This is a genomic window from Bradyrhizobium sp. SZCCHNS3052, from assembly GCF_032484495.1.
Lineage (GTDB): Bacteria > Pseudomonadota > Alphaproteobacteria > Rhizobiales > Xanthobacteraceae > Bradyrhizobium.
Map to the genome: position 1 here is coordinate 1 of NZ_JAUETB010000017.1, position 16,361 is coordinate 16,361.

The window sequence follows — 16,361 nt, forward strand, 5'->3', positions numbered from 1 at the left end:
CACGGCGTCTAGCGCCAAGGACCCAACGGCTTCCCGCCCACCATCATCATGGCAGACTTTCCAGACACAGGGACCCAACCCCCAGGGCGATGTTTGAGGCAGCTTGGTCATTGGCATCTGCCGCCCCACCTCGGCTGCGGCGTATGGGTCCCGGGTCGGCGCCGTCAGCCACGCTCCGCGTCGCTGACGGCTTGCCCGGGACGACAGCGGAGGACCGCGCGTCGACTTCCGATAAAAATAATCGTCTTGCTATTTTTCGGAATTCATGATTTGATCCGCCCATCCCGCCTCACTGCGGAGGGGCGTTGCGCGCGATCGTCACGACACGCGAGGCGGGGAGCGGTGGCCGCGAGAGATCGCAGCGTCTTCTCACGAGGACGCGGACGAACGATGTCTTGCGGACGTGAAGTCGCAGCGTCCTGATACCCCGATGCTGGTATCACGCGCTGATGCGCAAGCATCATGCGCAATGGTGGCCAACACGCCCGGCGCACCAGGGAGACTGCGTATAAGCGTGAAGCCCATCGCGCGGGGAATGCCGGGATGCCTCGGCTGAACCTGTGGTACCTGCCGCCTGCATTTTTTTCGCAGGCGGGCCATGGGTGCGGCCAGCGCCCGGCATTCCCCGCGCCCTCTGCATGCTCGCGAGGGACGAACTGATCGCAGACCTCGGGCATCAGATGCCGCGAGAACGCGCTGACATGTCGTCGCCTGCGGCCGCTGTTTGAACCGTGAATCCGCCTCGCACACCGCTGTCGTCCCGGACAAGCTGCGACGCGCGCCAGCGCGGCGCAGATCCGGCACCCATACGCCGCAGCCGACGTGAGGCGGGAGGTGTCAGCGGCCAGCCTGCCCCAAACTGCTCCCTGGGGTTATGGATCCCGGCGTTCGCCGGGATGACAGTGGAGATTCTGGCGGCGGTCTCGGGCCGCCAACCGCGCCTCGCCATGACGCCCCGCGCACACCTCCCCTAAACCCGCTATGGTGGACGCGAAAACCTCGATTCCACTGGTGCCCCATGCTGCGGATCTCCCGCGACCTCGCCATCAACGAAGACGACATCGAGATCTCGTTCGTCCGCGCCTCCGGCCCCGGCGGCCAGAACGTCAACAAGCTGTCGACCTCGGCGCAGCTGCGCTTCGACACGACCCGGATCACCCTGCCCGAGGACGCCGCCGCACGGCTGGCGCGGCTCGCTGGACAGCGCATGACCAAGAACGGCGTCATCGTGATCCAGGCCGAACGCTTCCGCACCCAGGAGCGCAACAAGGCCGATGCCATCGAGCGCCTGGTCACGCTGTTGAAGGAGGCGATGATCCGGCCGAAGGTGCGGCGCCCGACCAAGCCGACCTTCGGCTCCAAGCAGCGCCGGCTCGAAGGCAAGAAGATCCGCAGCGACGTCAAGGCGGGACGCGGTGGGCGCCGCTTCGACGATTAGTCCGCAACGCTGACATATCCTGCGGCTGGACGAGTCCTGCGCACGCTTTGTTCCGGCCGAAACAGCCCGCTACTACCACGGCGCTCTCGCTGCGACCTAGTCTCATCAAAAATGATGAGAGAGGATCGATGTCGGGACGGCGTACGGCGCAAGAGCTGCTGCTTGTTTTAGGACTAGGATGGTGCGGCGCAGTCCTGAGCACCACGATCGCATCGGCGCAGATGGCCTTGCCGTCGCCCAAGCCTGCCGACGGCGCGACCTTGTTCAAGCAGCAATGCGGCGTCTGCCACACGCTGAGCAGCGCCGAGCCGATGCGCCAGGGGCCGCCGCTGTCGAAGGTCGTCGGCCGCCGCGCCGGCTCCGTCGAAGGCTTCCGCTATTCGGCCGGCTTCGCGAAAGCTGATTTCACCTGGGACGAGACCAGGCTCGATGCCTGGCTGACCAACCCGCAAGAGCTGATCCCCGGCGCCGTGATGGCGTATCGCCAGGCCAAGCCCGACGTGCGCGCCGCGATCATCAACTACCTGAAGGACAATTGAGATGGCCAAACCCGTTCATTCCATGATCCGCGTGCTCGACGAGGCCAAGGCGCTCGACTTCTACAAGCGTGCCTTCGGCCTGGAGATCGCCGACAACCTGCGCTTCGACGGCTTCGCGCTGATCTATCTGCGCCATCCGTCGTCGCCGTTCGAGGTCGAGCTCACCGTCAACTACGACCGCAAGGAGCCGTATACGCTCGGTGACGGCTACGGCCATCTCGCTGTCGTGGTCGACGATCTCGATGCCGAGCATGCCCGTTTCGAGCGCGAGAACCTGGCACCAGGCCCGTTGCGCGATTTCAAGCACAATGGTGCGACACTCGCGCGCTTCTTCTTCGTCACAGATCCCGACGGCTACAAGATCGAGGTCATCCAGCGCGGCGGCCGCTTCGGATGAGCCGCTGACCACGAAAATACACCAAACAAAAACCCAACGGAGGATACCCATGAGAGAAGTCGATCGCCGCAACAAATACGACCGCCGCGTCTTTCTCAAGGGCGCGGCCTCGACCGTGCCGGCCGCAGCCGTGGCTTCCGCGACCGGCCTCGGCATTGCCGATGCCTGGGCGGAGGATGCCAAGGCGCTGACGCCGGCCACCCTGAAGACACTCGTGAAGGTCGCGCGCGACATCTATCCGCACGACTTCCTCGCCGACCGCTACTACATCACCGCGGTCAAGCCGTGGGACGGCAAGGCCGCGGAGGATGCCGCCGTGAAGGCAATGATCAATGACGGCGTCGCCCGGCTCGACCAGGACGCGCGTGACCGCCACAAGGTGCCTTACGCCCAGGTGCCGTGGGAGGCCGACCGCGTCGCGCTGCTCCAGGGCATCGAGCAGACGACCTTCTTCAAGACGCTCCGCGGCGACCTCGTGGTGTCGCTCTACAATCAGAAGGAGCTCTGGCCGAAGTTCGGCTACGAGGGCTCCTCCGCCGAGCATGGCGGCTACATCAACCGTGGCTTCTCCGACATCGACTGGCTGCCGAAAGCCTGACGCCGGCGAACAACAGAAAACACGGAGGAAACCACCATGGCAAAATTCGATCAGAACGATTCGGGCGTGGTCGTGATCATCGGCTCGGGCGCCGGCGGCGGCACCCTGGGCAACGAGCTCGCGCAGAAAGGCATCAAGGTCGTGATCCTCGAGGCGGGCAATCGCTACGAGATTCCCGACTTCATCAACGACGAATGGGAGAGCTTCACCCAGCTCGCCTGGACCGACATGCGCACGACATCCGGGACCTGGCGCGTGGCGAAGGACTTCGCCAACCTGCCGGCCTGGATCGTGAAGGCGGTCGGCGGCTCGACCGTGCACTGGGCGGGCGCCTCGCTGCGCTTCGACGAGCACGAGTTCAAGGCCCGCACCACCTATGGCGGCGTGCCCGGCACGAGCCTGTTGGACTGGCCGGTGACGCTCGCGGAAATGGAGCCGTGGTACGCCAAGGCCGAGTTCAAGATGGGCGTCACCCGCACCAACGACATTCCGGGCCTACCCGGCAACAACAATTTCAAGGTGCTCGAAGCCGGCGCCCGGAAGATCGGCTACAAGACCGTGCACACCGGCAACATGGCGATCAACTCGCAGCCGCGCGACGGCCGCGGCGCCTGCCAGCAGATCGGCTTCTGCTTCCAGGGCTGCAAGTCCGGTGCGAAATGGTCGACCCTGTACACCGAGATCCCGAAGGGCGAGGCCACCGGCAATCTCGAGGTGCGCCCCAACAGCATGGCGATCAAGATCGAGCATGACGCCTCGGGCAAGGTCACCGGCGTGGTCTATGCCGACGGTCAGGGCAAGATGCAGTTGCAGAAGGCCCGTATCGTCGCCGTCGCCGGCAACTCGATCGAGAGCCCGCGGCTTCTGCTCAACAGCGCCTCGAACATGTTCCCGGATGGACTTGCCAACTCCTCCGGCCAGGTGGGGCGCAACTACATGCGGCACATGACCGGCAGCGTCTATGCGACGTTCGAGAACCCGGTGCACATGTATCGCGGGACCACCATGGCCGGCATCGTCCGCGACGAGGCGGCGTTCAATCCGAAGCGCGGCTTCGTCGGCGGCTACGAGATGGAGACGCTCTCGCTCGGCCTGCCGTTCATGGCCGCGTTCCTCAATCCCGGCGCCTGGGGCCGCAGCTTCACGGCGGCGATGGAGACCTATCCGCGCATGGCCGGCATGTGGCTGGTCGGCGAGGACATGCCGCAGGAGACCAACCGCATCACGCTCGATCCTGTCGCCAAGGACAAGTTCGGCATGCCGGTCGCCTCAGTGCATTTCGACGATCATCCCAACGACGTCGCGATGCGCGCCCACGCCTACAAGCAGGGCTCGGCGATCTACGAGGCGGTCGGCGCAACCGTGACCTACCCGACCACGCCCTACCCCTCGACGCACAATCTCGGCACCAACCGGATGAGCGAGAAGGCCAAGGACGGCGTCGTCAACAAGTTCGGCCAGACCCACGACGTCAAGAACCTGTTCGTCTCCGACGGCAGCCAGTTCACGACGGGAGCCGCATGCAACCCGACGCTCACCATCGTGGCGCTGGCGATCCGCCAGGCGGACTACATTGCTGGCGCGATGCAGAAGAAGGAGATTTGATTACGATCGGTATGGTGACGCAAAACTCTTGCGGCGATCTCGGTCAGCGCCTCCCCCGCTTGCGGGGGAGGTCGTATCGCATCGAAGATGCGATACGGGTGGGGGAACGCTCAGGAAAGACCGCCGATGTGGCGCCCCCACCCCGCCCTCCCCCGCAAGCGGGGGAGGGAGACGAGAGACCGCCCGAGTGGCTACTCGGCCGCGTCCATGATCGCCGCCGCGGTAAATTCCGGCAGCGTCGCAGTCGCCTTTGCCCGATAGATCAGACAGGAGCAGCGCAGCAGCGACGCAAAATTCTTCACCTCGCCGTGATGGTCGAGCACCTCGGCGTACAGCGTGGTCACGAACTTGGCGAGGCTCATGCCTTCCTTGGCGGCGATCTCCTCGAGCGTGTCCCAGAACGCCATTTCGAGCCGGATCGACGTGCTATGGCCGCCGATCCGCAACGAGCGGGTCTGCGACTCATAATCGCGCTGAGGCTGGTGTGCGAACAGATGGCACATGGGCTTCCTCCGGCTGATCGTTATTTTTGCGAAACGATATACTGGCCCCGCCCGCCTCACAATCCCGTTGGAGAAGGTTGCTTTTCTCTGCCGCAGCGCATGAAAAAAGCTATTCTCGCCGAGATTTGCAGCGTGACCGCCGCAGCGCCGCGCGCCTTCAAGATCCGAGCCAGCCAGCTTTCAAGTTCGTTCGCACCATGCCCGTCCGCCAGCTTCCCGAACAGATCGTCAACCGCATCGCCGCCGGCGAGGTGGTCGAGCGGCCGGCGAGCGTCGTCAAGGAGCTGGTCGAGAACGCGATCGATGCCGGCGCGAGCCGCATCGACATCTTCACCGACGGTGGCGGCCGGCGAAAGATCGCGATCACCGACGACGGTGGCGGCATGACGGCGGCCGATCTTGCGCTCGCGGTCGAGCGCCACGCGACATCGAAGCTCGACGACGAGGACCTGCTGCAGATCCGCACCCTCGGGTTCCGCGGCGAGGCGCTGCCCTCGATTGGCTCGGTGGCGCGGCTGTCGATCACGACGCGGCACAGGAGCGAGCCGCATGCCTGGGCGCTCGCGGTCGATTGCGGCGACAAGTCGCCGATCGTGCCGGCCGCGCTGAACCAGGGCACCCGCGTCGAGGTCGCCGATCTCTTCCACGCCACGCCGGCCCGGCTGAAGTTCCTCAAGACCGACCGCACCGAGGCCGAGGCGATCCGCGAGGTGGTGCGGCGGCTGGCGATGGCGCGGCCCGACATCGCCTTCACGCTCGCCGGCGAGGAGCGCGCGCCGGTGACCTGGGCCGCCGCGCTGCCCGGCGCGCCGGGCCAGCTGACGCGGCTCGGCGACATCCTCGGCGCCGACTTCCGCAGCCATGCGATCGCCGTGCGCAGCGAGCGCGATCATGTCGTGGTCGAAGGCTTCGCAGCGGCCCCGGCGCTGACGCGCGCCAATGCGCTTGGGCAGTATCTGTTCGTCAACGGCCGCCCGGTGCGCGACAAGCTGATCCTCGGCGCGGTGCGCGCAGCCTACGCCGACTATCTGCCGCGCGACCGCCATCCGGTCGTGGCGCTGTTCGTCACACTCGATCCGCGCGAGGTCGACGCCAACGTGCATCCGGCCAAGACCGAGGTGCGCTTTCGCAATGCCGGCCTGGTGCGCGCGCTGATCATCCACGCGTTGAAGGAAGGTCTCGCCCGCGAAGGCCGCCGCACCGCGGCCAATGACGGCGGCGCGACCATCGCCGCGTTCCGCCCGGCCTTCGCGCCACCGCGGCCCAACGTCGGTCCGATGAATTGGGACTGGCAGCGCTCGCCGTCGGCGCCGGCGATGCCGCATTTCGGCGGCTCCGTCCCTGCGGCGGCGCCCTCACCAGATCTCGGGTCGTTCGGGGTTGCGGAATCCTCTCAAGCGGCCTTCGACGTCGGCACGCCCCGCGCCGATCTTCGGCTGCACGAGCAGCCGGCCGCGCCCGATCTGCTCGACCGTCCGCTCGGCGCTGCGCGCACCCAGATCCACGACACCTACATCGTGGCGCAGACCCGCGACGGCCTCGTCATCGTCGACCAGCACGCCGCCCATGAGCGCATCGTCTATGAGCGGCTCAAGGCCTCGCTCGCGGCGCATGGTGTGCAGCGGCAGATCCTGCTGATCCCGGACATCGTCGAGCTCGATGAAGCCACCGTCGAGACGCTGCTCGCGCGGACTGATGAGCTTGCCTCATTCGGCCTCGTGATCGAATCGTTCGGTCCCGGCGCGGTCGCGGTGCGCGAGACGCCGTCGCTGCTCGGCAAGATCAATGCGGCGGGGCTGCTGCGCGATCTCGCCGAGCACATGGAGGAATGGGGCGAGGCGCTGCCGCTGGAGCGCCGCCTGATGCACGTCGCCGCTACCATGGCCTGCCACGGTTCGGTGCGCGCCGGCCGCCGCCTCAAGCCGGAAGAGATGAATGCGCTGCTCCGCGAGATGGAGGACACGCCCAACTCCGGCCAGTGCAATCACGGCCGCCCGACCTATGTCGAGCTCAAGCTCGCCGATGTCGAGAAGCTGTTCGGGAGGAGATAGCGCCGACGACTTCCGCAACGAGCCATTCGCAAGGATCAAGAGCCACGCAAGAACACGAACTCGGTGTCGTCATAGGCGCGGCGCTCGAGCTCTTCGAACCCCTCGGGCGCCTTGAACGCGGCGGCCTTGGACTCTTCCACCACGAGCAGCGCCGATGGCACCAGCCAGCCGCCGTCGCGCAACGAGGCCAACGCCTTCTCGGCCAGACCCTTGCCATAGGGCGGATCGAGAAACACCAGCGAGAACGGCTCGACCGGGCGCGCCGGACCGAGATTGGTGGCATCGCGGCGGTAGACCTTGGTGACACCGCCGAGGCCGAGCGCCTCGACATTGTTGCGCAGCAGCGCCCTTGCATCGGCGCCGTTGTCGACGAACAGCGTGAACGCCGCGCCGCGCGAGACAGCCTCGATGCCGAGCGCACCGGTGCCGGCAAACAGATCGAGCACGCGTGCGCCCTCGATCGGATCCTCGTAGGCGTGCACGAGGATGTTGAACAGCGCCTCGCGCAGCCGGTCCTGCGTCGGCCGTATGTCGCGCGAGGCGGGCGAGGCGATGTTGCGGCCCTTCAGCCGTCCACCGACGACACGCATCGCACCACCCTACTCGTCCTGCGGCGTGATATCGCGCTTGCCGTGATAGCCGCGCTTCGGCCGCCGCGGCGGCCCGGGAAAGCGCGCCTCGGCCTCGTGGCGCTCGCGTGCCTCCTCGCTGCCTGTGCGCTGAACCAGCACGCGCCGGCCCTTGCGGTCGGCGACGACCTCGCGCTTCGGCTTGGGCTTCGGATCCGGCAACGGCTCGCGATTACCCTTGCCAGCCGGACCGAGATCGGCGCCCGACTGCGCGATGACCTTCTCGCCGAGCTGCTCGCGCAGCACCCGCGTCTTGACCTCCTGCACCTCGCCCTCGGGCAGCTCCAGGAGCTGGAACGGACCGTAGGAGACGCGGATCAGGCGGTTCACCTCGAGGCCGAGATGGGCGAGCACGTTGCGCACCTCGCGGTTCTTCCCTTCGCGGATCGCAACGACCAGCCAGACATTGGCGCCCTGGTCGCGCTCCAGCGTCGCTTCGATCGGGCCGTATTTCACGCCGTCGACCTCGACGCCTGCGGCGAGCTGGTCGAGCTGCGCCTGCGTAATCTCGCCATGGGCGCGGACACGATAGCGGCGTGTCCAGCCGGTGTCCGGCAGTTCGAGCACACGCGCCAGCCCGCCGTCATTGGTGAGCAGCAGCAGCCCCTCGGTATTGAAATCGAGCCGGCCGATCGAGATCAGGCGCGGCAGCCCTTCCGGCAGATTGTCGAACACGGTCGGGCGCCCCTCGGGGTCGCTGTGCGTCGTCATCAGCCCGCGCGGCTTGTGGTACAAAAACAGCCGTGTGCGCTCACGCTCCGGCAACGGCGCGCCGTCGACCTGGATCACGTCGTTCTCGGTGACGTCGAGCGCCGGCGAGTTGATGATGCGGCCGTTCACGGTGACGCGGCCCTGCGTCACCATCTCCTCGGCATCACGGCGCGAGGCGAGGCCAGCACGCGCCAGCACCTTGGCGATGCGCTCGCCAGCCTTGCCGGGCTTCGGCGCCTCGTCGGGCACGACGCGCTTGGTGCGCTTGTCGGTCTCGGGCTTGCGCTCGCGATACGGACCGCGGCCGCCGAACGCCGGGCGCTTGGCGAAGACCCGGCTCTCGTCCTCATTGTCGCGGCGCGGCCGGTCGGCGAAATCACCACCCCGACCTTCGCCACGCGGATGCTCCTGCCACTCGCTGCGGCCTTCGGGGCGTTGACGCGGGCGATCGAACTTGCGGTCGTCGCCGCGATCGCGCGGCCGGTCGAATTTCGGACGGTCGGATGTGGGCCGGTCGAACTTGGGACGGTCCCCCCGTGGCCGATCGGAGGCGGAACGGTCGAACTTCGGACGATCGAATTTGGGGCGATCCTCGCGTGGGCGATCGGACTTGGGACGGTCGAACTTGGGACGGTCGAAGCTGCGCGCACCATCGCGGGGCGGGCGGGCGCTGCGCTCCGGACGATCGCCGCCCTCACGCTTCTGCCAGGGCTTGGACTCGCCGCGGGCCGGACGGTCGCCGAATTCCTTGCGCGGACCGCGCGGGCCGGCACCGAACTTGCGCTCGCCGCGATCGCCGTCAGCTCCGCGGGAAAATGTCTTCTCGCCGCCGAACTTCCGCTCCGGCCGATCGCCACGCGGCGGCCGGTCACCGAAGCTGCGCTCGGCGCGCGGACGGTCGCCGCGATCGCGGGCGCCCCCGCTGCGCGGCGTATAGGGGCGCTTCTCACCGTCACGCTCGCGTGGCGCGTAGGGCTTGCGTTCGCCGAACTTGCGCTCGGAGGATCGCGTCGCCGGACGGGCCTCGTCGCGATCGGTGCGCGGCGTGTAGGGACGCTTGCCGCCGCCACCCGCGTCACGGTCGAATTTCGGCCGGTCGCCGCGCGGCTTGAAGGCGCGCTTCTCGCCGTCCTCGCCCCGCGGTGGACGCGCGGCAAACGGACGGTCGCCGCGCGGACGCTCATCGCGGTTGAAGCGCGGCTTGTCGCCAAAGGATTTGCGCGGCGCACCGCCGTCGTCGCGGCGGCGCGGCGCACGGCCCTCGTCGAACGAGCGCTTGCCCTTGGCCCCCGCCGCCTTGTCGCCGAAGCCGCGTTTGGCGAACTTCTTCTCCGGGCCCCGCGCGGCGCCCGAGCGTCCCTTAGTCCCTTCGGAACGCCCCCGCGGGGCGCCGCCGCGGCGGCCGCGGGAATCGTTGTCTTTGTCGGTGTCGCGGGGCATGGAAGTCTCACTTTGAGGTGCGGGACGTCGCGTGGTACGCGCGCTCTGAGCAGCGCCTGTCACGCGGGAAATCGAGGTCCGGTTTTGCTGAAGGGCGATGCAGTACCAGACTTATCCGGGCATTACGAGCCATGAACGCTCCTTCTTTCATGGATCTGGCGTTGAAAGCGGCCGAATCGGCCGCAATTTCCGGCGAGGTGCCGATCGGCTGCGTCGTGGTGCGGGACAATGTGGTCATCGCCACCGCCGCCAACCGCACTCTGACCGACCGCGACCCCACCGCCCATGCCGAGGTCCTGGCGCTGCGCCAGGCCGCGCAGGCGATCGGCAGCGAACGGCTGGTCGATTGCGACCTCTACGTCACGCTGGAACCGTGCACGATGTGCGCTGGCGCCATCTCCTTCGCCCGCGTCCGCCGGCTGTATTATGGGGCCGCCGATCCCAAGGGCGGCGCCGTCGAATCCGGCGTGCGGTTCTTCTGCCAGCCCACCTGCCACCACGCGCCGGAGGTCTACTCGGCCGTCGGCGAGCAGCAGGCGTCGCAGATGCTGAAGGACTTCTTCAAGGCGCGGCGCTGACGAGACCTCGCCCCGGCCGCATCATTCGCGAAAGCGGATGTGGATGGGAAGGCCGCTGACCCCGCTCATGAACGGCGACTCGACCCGGCGCACCCGTCCGGCGAGCGCGATATGCGACGTACGACGGAGCAGCTCCGCGAACATCGCGCGCATCTGCATCCGCGCCAGCTGCAGCCCCATGCAGACATGCGGGCCGCGGCCGAAGGCGATATGCGGATTCGGACTGCGATCGATCCGGAACGTGCCGGCCTCGTCGAACACGGCTTCGTCGCGGTTGCCGGAATGGAAGAACAAGGCCAGCGCCTCGCCCTCGCGAATGACCTGGCCGGCGACCTCGGTGTCGCCGACTGCCGTCCGCATGAAATGGCGCACCGGCGTGGTCCAGCGCAGCATCTCCTCGATCGCCGGATCGAGCAGCTCCGGCTCGGCGCGCAACCGCTCGAGCTGGCCCGGGTCCGCGAGCAGCGCCTCGAGCCCGCCGGCCAAAGCGAGCGAGGTGGTGTCGTGGCCGGCCGTAACCAGCAGGATGAAATAGGAGATCAGCTCGTAATGCGGCATTGCGGCGCCATGCGGCGCGCTCTCCGCGATGAGGCTGGCGAGATCGTCGCGCGGGCTGGCGCGGCGGTCGGCGACCACGGCTTCGAAGTAGTCGCGCAGCGCCAGCATGGCCATGCGCATGGTGTCGCCGGGCGCCTCGGCAAAACGCCGCTGCGGATCCTCGGCGGCCACGAACGCCTGGGCGAGCCGGGCAAGCCGTGCGTCATCGGCTTCGGGCGTGCCCAGCATGCGACCGATGACGCGGAAGGTGAAAGGCAGCGCGACGTCGCGTGCGAAATCGCAAGCATCACCACGCGCAGCAACCCGGTCGAGGATCTCGGCGGCCCATTGCGTCAGCCAGCTCTCCATCGCGCGCAGAGCCGGCGGCGCGAAGGCGCCCTGGATGACCGCGCGATAGGCAGCGTGATCCGGGGCATCCATCTCGGTGAGGCTGCGGACGGCCTGCGGCTTGCCGGTGACCCGCTGCAGCACGGCCTCCGAGGCTTCGCTGGCAAGATAGGTGCGGGGTCCCGCAGCGAAATCCCTGCTCCGCGTCTCGATCGCAACGATGTCGGCGTAGCGCGTGACGGCCCAGAACGGACGCACGCCCGGGCGCTCGACCCAGTGCAGCGGCGCATGCTGGCGCAACAGTGCGCAGGCCCGTTCAAGCCGCAAGGGGCTGGCGTGACCTTTCGAGGAGATCAGCACATCCACCGCGCGCGCGATCGCGGCAGCGTGTCGACCGGGCTTGGATGAGAGCAACGGAGCTGCGGACATCAGTGCGACGGATCGCCGCCCGAGACGGCCGCCTCGGGTCTGCGGCGCACCAGCAGGGTGAACTCCTTCATGCCGTAACCGCCGATGACCTCGACCGGCGCGGCAAACTCGCGCTCACAATGGGCCGCCCAGATCTCCGGCGTGGTCCGGTACAGCCGCGCCGTCGCGGCATCGGAGGCCTCGTCATCGTCACCGTGGGCCCGCATGAAGTTGACGCCGAAGCCGCGGCGGCTGGTGGCGAACATCTGCCGCAACAGGCCCTTGATGTAACTCTCCCAGGCCTGGCGCGGATAGCCGACATTGACGTTCATGATGCCGGACGCGACCGAGTAGTCGGCGATGCGCGGGCTCTCCGCGGCAACGACGAAACGCCGCTGCGGGCCGGCAAAGCGCCGACGTGCGCGGCTGATCATGGCGCGCGACAGATCTATGCCGAGATAGTCGATCTCGCAGGTCGGATAGCGCGCGGCCAGAAACGGCACCAGCGCGCCATAGCCGCAGCCGATGTCGTTGAGGCTGAACGGCGCCGACGCATCGCACAGCTTCATCAGCTGCACGAAGCGCAGGCCCTGCGTCGCCTCGCAGGACCAGTCGACGCCCCGCGGCGTCGCGCCATGACGCGCGACGCATGCGGTGTAGTAGGCATCGACGTCGGAGCAAATGGCCTGAATAGAAGGAGCCTTTTGTCCGGCGCCGTCGCCTGCGGTCAGGCTCATTTTTTGCCGCGCTTCTGAACACGCCTGGTGCGAGCAACTTCGGCCAGGTTCTGACGCGCCTCTCGTCCGGGAGTGGTCGGTATCGAAACGATCACATGCGTTTCGAGCGAGAACACGACCGGACGGCCTTGCGTAACCGTCACCCGAGGATCGTCCGCTGCCGAATGGCAGACAATCGAAACAGGAAGCGGCTTCTCGGATTCCAGGTCGTCCTTGAACGCCCGGATGACACGGTCGTGACCATTCACGCCATCAAGATCGGAGGGATAGGTCCTGAGGTGTTCCAAGAAACGGTACCACCGGCGACGCTCAGTCCAATCCTGCGGCACGATCCCCAGCAAAGCGAACGATTGCTGCAAGCCATGCTGCAGTGAAAAAACTCCAAACTCGCGCTGCAGCTCGACCATTTCCGGCAAAGCTTCAGCCTCGAAACGCCTGTTCAACTGCACAAGAATATCGAGCGTAGTACTGTCTTTAATCATCATCCCCATGTGCCCAGCCTCCTAATAATGCTTCATGGAAAGCGGGCATACTGCACGGGTCATCTAGTACCTTCAAGAGAGGATCGGCACGCTATCAACATGGGTTTGTAGACCTCGGCACCCGAGACTTCCAGCAGGCGCTCGGCGTCGAGCAGCGATCCGACAGCTTCTGCGTCGTTCCGAAAATCGGAGTCGGACGAACTGATCAAACATCGCAGCAGCACCGCGTGGAGTTCACCGATCCTATCCGTCCTGCGTCGGGCGATGACGCTGGCTTCCTCAGCAACGTCGAGTGCACCACGGAGGTCTCCTGCGCGATAAAGGACGTCAGCCAGATCGCTCATCATGCGCGCTTCGAACTCGAGACCTGCCCTGGCGCGCCTCGAGTACTCGATCGCTTCCCTGAGATCATACGCGGCGTGAGTGAAATCGCCTGCAGCCGCCCGAGCAAGACCAGCCCCTGCCAACGCCTGCACCCGAATGTACGGCATGCCCGACGCTTCAGCGATCTGAAGCAGCTCGGCCGAGTGCAGAGCTGCGGCCTCAGCACGACCTTGCCATCGAGCAAATTCAACAGCGGCAAAGTGCGGGATAAAACGGACCACCGGAGCCAACTGTTCGGGAGGGGTATTCAACAATTCGAAAAGCTGAATTTCGAGCTCAGCGAAACAGCCGAGCTGGACCAGGATTCGCGTCCTGAGGCACTTGATCCAATATTCAACATCGAATCCCAGGATCTGATTTGGCGTCAGCCCCAGAGTCACACTACTGTCAAAACCACCTTGGTTAGCGATCGTCGCCTGCGCCGTGTTCGCCGCTGCTAGCGCGTCTCGTGCTCTCCCCGACAGCAGAAGCGCCTGCGCCAGCATGGCGTTGACGGTCGCATAGCGGCCGACATCGCCCTCCTCCGAGGTCAGCTTGACCGCATTCTGCACGAGGTTGACGTAGTCGTCGGCTGCGCCGGTCGAGGCGAGGACGCGGCCGTAAGCGCCGAGCAGGATCGGCTCGTGCATCTTGTCCGAGGAGCGCGCATAGCGCAGCGCCTCCTCGGCGAAAGGCCTCACCTCCTCGGCCGAGATGCCCTCCCGCCATCCGCAATTGAGGATCTGGCCGCTGGCAAGCGCCCTGAGGCGATCGACGTGCTCGGATGGCGGCACCGTCTGCAGCATGGAGCGGATCTTTTTCCAAAGCCGCAGTGCCTCGGCCGTATTGGTGCGGCCGATCCAGCGCGCCGCGCGCTGCAGATGCTCGACGGCCTGCATGGTCTGGCCGGCGAATTCGTAGTGCGAGGCGATCAGGGCGGCGAACTCGTCCTGCGTGCCCCAATCCAGCGCCTCGATCGCCTTGGCCACGGCCACGTGCACGCCGCTCAGGCGCGAGCGCAGCTGCATGGCATAGGCCACCTCCTGGATCAGCGGATGGCGGAAGGCGAGCACGCCCATGTCGAACGGCGGCATATCATAGAGAAGATCGGCATGCCTCAGTTGTGCGAGCGCGTCGAACAGGTCCGCCTCGCTGAGCCCCACGACAGGCTTGAGCACGGCGAGCGCGACCGAGCGGCCGATCACGGCCGCTGTTTCCAGGACGCTCTTGGCGGTCTCGCTCAGACGGTCGATGCGGGCCGCTACCACGGCATGCACCGTCGGCGGCAGCGGAATCGGGCCGATCCCGCCCTTCAGCCGATAGGCGCCGCGCTCACCCTCGAACCCGCCGCTCTCCGAGACCGCGCTCGCCAGCTCCTCGAGGAAGAAGGGATTGCCCTGCGCGCGCTCGATGATGTCGCCGACCAGCGCCTCGAGCGATGCGTCGTCGCCGAAGACGCCGCGCAGCAGTTTGCGCGCCTCGGCGGAGGCGAGCGGCACGATGTGCAGCTCGTGAAACGGAGCCCGCTGCATGAAGGACGCGGCAAAACCAGGCCTGTAGTTCACGACCAGCAGCGTCTTGGTGCCAATCGAGGCCTCCGCGAGCGCCTCGACGAACTCCTCGCTGGCCTCGTCGAGCCAATGCAGGTCCTCGATCATGATCACCACGGCGCCATCCGCCGGCGCCGAGCGGAACAACGTCTTGAACACGTTGAGGAGACGCGTCTTGAACACGCCCGGATCGAGCCGAAGCGCGGGACGAGACGGATCGGCAAGGCTCATGAAGTCCAGCAGCAGCACCAGCGCCGTATCGGGAATGCCGAGGGCCTCGAGCCTGTCGACCACCCGTTGTCGCGACACCTCGACCGGCTCCTTCGCCCGGATGCCGAAGAAGTCACGCAACAATTCGAGCACCGGCTGGAACGGGGTGGCGCGGCCATGTGCCAGCACGCGCGCCTCGTAGACGCGAATGCCCTGGCGGCGGCAGTGCTCGGCGAACTCGAAGCACAGCCGGCTCTTGCCGATGCCGGCCTCGCCGACGATGCCGACGACGGCGCCTCTGGCCGCCAGGACGTCGTCGAGCTCGCGTTCGAGCACCGCAAGCTGAGCGTTGCGACCGATTAACGGCAACAGCCGCTGCCCGCTGCGGAAGACGTCGCTCGCCGGCGCGTTCAGGCGGCCGATCAGCTTGTAGATCGACACCGGCGAGGCAATGCCGCGCAGCGTGCGGGTGCCGAGCGGCTCGGCTTCCACGAACTGCCTGGCGCCGGTGTAGGTCTCCTTGCTGATGAGGATGGTCCCTGGCTCGGCCATGTGCTCCAGACGATTGGCCAGATGCACGTTGGCGCCGGCCGCATCGTAGGTCTGGTACATGCTGTTCTCGACGACCTGGACGATCACCTCGCCGGTGTGCAGCCCGACGCGGACCTGCAGATGCGGATCCGCCAGGCGGGCGATCGAGTCCTGCATCGCGAGCGCACCGAGGCAGCCACGCACGGCGTGATCCTCGTGCGGCACCGGCGCGCCGAACAGGGCCATGACGCCGTCGCCCTGTGTCTTGTTGACGACGCCGTCATAGCGGTGAACGGCCTCTTTCATGAGGTTGAGGACCGGATCGAGCCGTTGCATCGCGAGTTCGGGATCGCCGAGACTATCGATCAGCTGGGTCGAGTCACGAATGTCGGCAAACAGGATGGTGAGTCGCTTGCGCTCACCGCCCTTGCTGCTCAGGGTCCGTAGCACCCGCTGGGCGTTCTGATCCGGCTGAGCCAGCCGGCCCGGCAACGGCGCGCCGCATTGGCCGCAGAAGCGATTCGACAGGCTGTTGGTCTGGTTGCACGCCTCACATCTAAGGCTGAGCGGCTCGCCGCACCGGTCGCACGAGGCTCTCCCGGGCTGATTCTGCCTGCCGCACCGCGCGCATTCCATGGCCCCTCCGTTCCACGGCGGAACTGATTCATCCCATCACGGCATGAGTCTATGGAACTGCCACAATTCT

14 protein-coding genes are annotated in these 16,361 nt (G+C 66.8%); 7 read left to right on the forward strand and 7 right to left on the reverse strand.

Annotated features, from left to right (window positions below):
- Positions 1-1,018 precede the first annotated feature (1,018 nt).
- The 5 genes from arfB to QX073_RS31835 all read left to right on the forward strand — a co-directional run bounded on the left by arfB (position 1,019) and on the right by QX073_RS31835 (position 4,577).
- Positions 1,019-1,438 (forward strand): alternative ribosome rescue aminoacyl-tRNA hydrolase ArfB, encoded by a 420-nt coding sequence (arfB, locus tag QX073_RS31815; RefSeq protein WP_315716703.1) that lies wholly within the window; start codon positions 1,019-1,021, stop codon positions 1,436-1,438.
- Positions 1,439-1,659: 221 nt separating this feature from the next.
- Positions 1,660-1,977 (forward strand): c-type cytochrome, encoded by a 318-nt coding sequence (locus QX073_RS31820; RefSeq protein ID WP_316184315.1) that lies wholly within the window; start codon positions 1,660-1,662, stop codon positions 1,975-1,977.
- A 1-nt stretch (position 1,978) separates the two neighbouring features.
- Positions 1,979-2,374, forward strand: a complete 396-nt coding sequence (locus QX073_RS31825; RefSeq protein WP_315753454.1) for a VOC family protein — start codon at positions 1,979-1,981, stop codon at positions 2,372-2,374.
- Between the two features lie 49 nt (positions 2,375-2,423).
- Positions 2,424-2,972: a gluconate 2-dehydrogenase subunit 3 family protein gene (locus tag QX073_RS31830; protein WP_315716701.1), complete on the forward strand. Its 549-nt coding sequence runs from the start codon at positions 2,424-2,426 to the stop codon at positions 2,970-2,972.
- Positions 2,973-3,008: 36 nt separating this feature from the next.
- Positions 3,009-4,577, forward strand: coding sequence for a GMC family oxidoreductase (locus QX073_RS31835; protein WP_316184172.1), 1,569 nt, complete (start codon positions 3,009-3,011; stop codon positions 4,575-4,577).
- A gap of 191 nt (positions 4,578-4,768) precedes the next feature.
- Here the strand turns inward: QX073_RS31835 and QX073_RS31840 are convergent, their stop codons facing one another.
- On the reverse strand, positions 4,769-5,080 hold the full coding sequence (locus QX073_RS31840; RefSeq protein ID WP_315716699.1) for a ribbon-helix-helix domain-containing protein: 312 nt from the start codon (positions 5,078-5,080) through the stop codon (positions 4,769-4,771).
- 197 nt (positions 5,081-5,277) lie between these two features.
- On the opposite strand from QX073_RS31840, the gene mutL reads away from it, so the two are divergent.
- A complete protein-coding gene (gene mutL / locus QX073_RS31845) occupies positions 5,278-7,131 on the forward strand; it encodes a DNA mismatch repair endonuclease MutL (protein ID WP_316226939.1) in 1,854 nt (617 codons plus the stop codon).
- 35 nt (positions 7,132-7,166) lie between these two features.
- Here the strand turns inward: mutL and rsmD are convergent, their stop codons facing one another.
- Together rsmD and QX073_RS31855 are read right to left on the reverse strand one after the other, a co-directional pair.
- Positions 7,167-7,721: a 16S rRNA (guanine(966)-N(2))-methyltransferase RsmD gene (gene rsmD, locus QX073_RS31850; RefSeq protein ID WP_316226940.1), complete on the reverse strand. Its 555-nt coding sequence runs from the start codon at positions 7,719-7,721 to the stop codon at positions 7,167-7,169.
- 9 nt (positions 7,722-7,730) lie between these two features.
- Positions 7,731-9,911: a pseudouridine synthase gene (locus tag QX073_RS31855; RefSeq protein ID WP_316226941.1), complete on the reverse strand. Its 2,181-nt coding sequence runs from the start codon at positions 9,909-9,911 to the stop codon at positions 7,731-7,733.
- 131 nt (positions 9,912-10,042) lie between these two features.
- Between QX073_RS31855 and QX073_RS31860 the strand changes: the two genes are divergently transcribed.
- Entirely contained in the window at positions 10,043-10,489 is a 447-nt protein-coding gene (locus QX073_RS31860; protein WP_315825385.1) for a nucleoside deaminase, read from the forward strand.
- Positions 10,490-10,510: 21 nt separating this feature from the next.
- Here the strand turns inward: QX073_RS31860 and QX073_RS31865 are convergent, their stop codons facing one another.
- The 4 genes from QX073_RS31865 to QX073_RS31880 are packed head-to-tail and all read right to left on the reverse strand — an operon-like array spanning position 10,511 to position 16,291.
- A complete protein-coding gene (locus tag QX073_RS31865) occupies positions 10,511-11,803 on the reverse strand; it encodes a cytochrome P450 (RefSeq protein WP_316226942.1) in 1,293 nt (430 codons plus the stop codon).
- Positions 11,803-12,519 (reverse strand): class I SAM-dependent methyltransferase, encoded by a 717-nt coding sequence (locus QX073_RS31870; protein ID WP_316226943.1) that lies wholly within the window; start codon positions 12,517-12,519, stop codon positions 11,803-11,805. Before QX073_RS31870 ends, QX073_RS31865 begins: the two co-directional genes overlap by 1 nt.
- Positions 12,516-13,010 (reverse strand): hypothetical protein, encoded by a 495-nt coding sequence (locus QX073_RS31875; protein WP_315716692.1) that lies wholly within the window; start codon positions 13,008-13,010, stop codon positions 12,516-12,518. Before QX073_RS31875 ends, QX073_RS31870 begins: the two co-directional genes overlap by 4 nt.
- 50 nt (positions 13,011-13,060) lie before the next feature.
- On the reverse strand, positions 13,061-16,291 hold the full coding sequence (locus QX073_RS31880; protein ID WP_316226944.1) for an AAA family ATPase: 3,231 nt from the start codon (positions 16,289-16,291) through the stop codon (positions 13,061-13,063).
- Between the last annotated feature and the right edge of the window lie 70 nt (positions 16,292-16,361).